The organism is Corallococcus sp. AB011P (assembly GCF_003611605.1).
GTDB classification, from domain to species: domain Bacteria; phylum Myxococcota; class Myxococcia; order Myxococcales; family Myxococcaceae; genus Corallococcus; species Corallococcus coralloides.
In genome coordinates this window covers 1-1,263 of the sequence record NZ_RAVX01000064.1, presented here as the reverse complement: position 1 = coordinate 1,263, position 1,263 = coordinate 1, and the positions used below count along the sequence as shown (strand labels likewise).

Annotated in this window: 1 protein-coding gene; it reads left to right on the top strand. The window is 65.5% G+C overall.

What is annotated here, in order from left to right; genetic code table 11:
• Positions 1-51 precede the first annotated feature (51 nt).
• Positions 52-1,232 (top strand): IS3 family transposase gene (locus D7X30_RS41335; protein WP_370052143.1). Its coding sequence is split into 2 segments (ribosomal slippage): positions 52-343 and positions 343-1,232, totalling 1,182 coding nucleotides; the frame shifts between segments, so codons are not numbered across the junction.
• Positions 1,233-1,263 lie beyond the last annotated feature (31 nt).

Genomic DNA, 1,263 nt, shown 5'->3' with positions numbered 1-1,263 from the left:
TGAGAGTCCCCCGCTTCCGTGGACACCCCCGATGTGATGGAAGGGTGTGGGATGTCGGAAAGCGAGAAGAGGCAGCGGCGGCAGCGGCGTAGTTTCAGCCCAGAGTTCAGGGCTGGAGCGGTGAAGCTGGTGCTGGACGAAGGCAAGTCCGTCACGGAGGTGGCGCGGGACTTGGACCTGACTGAGACGGCCTTCCGCAAGTGGGTGGAGCAAGCGAGGACGGACCGGGGCAAGGGCAAGCCGGGCGCGCTCACCAGCGAGGAGCGGTTGGAGCTCTCGCAGTTGCGCAAGCGCGTGCGCCAGTTGGAGATGGAGAAGGAGCTGTTAAAAAACGCGGCGGCCTTCTTCGCGAAGGAGATGAAGTGAAGTTCCGCTTCATCCACGCGGAGAAGGCCTCCCTGTCCGTGGCATTTCTGTGCCGCCAGCTGGGCGTCTCGCGCTCCGGCTACTACGCCTGGGCGAAGAGACCCGAGTCGCAGCGCAAGAAGAGCGACCGCGCACTCACCCAGGAGGTGGCGGCCATCCACCAGGAGAGCCGCGGCACCTATGGGAGTCCGCGTGTGCATGCGGAGCTGCGCGCGCGGGGCCGCCACGTCGCCAAGAAGCGGGTGGCCCGCCTCATGCGACAGCAGGGGCTTGCAGCCCGCAGAAGGCGCCCCTTCGTGCGGACCACCGACAGCAAGCACGCCCATCCAGTCGCGCCCAACGTCGTAGCGCGGGACTTCCAGCCTCCTGGGCCCAACCACACCTGGGCAGGAGACATCACCTATGTCTGGACCGCCGAAGGCTGGCTCTACCTGGCCGTGGTGTTGGACCTCTTTAGTCGCCGCGTCGTGGGCTGGAGCATCGCGGAGCGCATCGACCGCCACCTGGTCCTCGCCGCGCTCGACATGGCGCTCGCTGGGCGTCAGGCCCCTGTGCTGTACCACTCTGACCGTGGCAGCCAGTACGCGAGTGAGGACTACCAGGCACGACTGGCGAAGCGTGGCATCACCTGCTCGATGAGTCGCAAGGGCAATTGCTGGGACAACGCCGTCGTGGAGAGCTTCTTCAGCAGCGTGAAGATGGAACTCGTCCACACCCGCAGCTTCCGGACGCGCCAGGAAGCCAGGCTCGCGTTGTTCGAGTACATGGAGGTGTTCTACAACCGCAGGCGCCGTCACTCCTCACTTGGCTATGCGAGTCCAGCCGAGTACGAGCGACTGGCTGAGGTTTCGAGGCAGGCAGCGTAGTCAACCTGTCCACCGAAGCGGGTGACGCTCA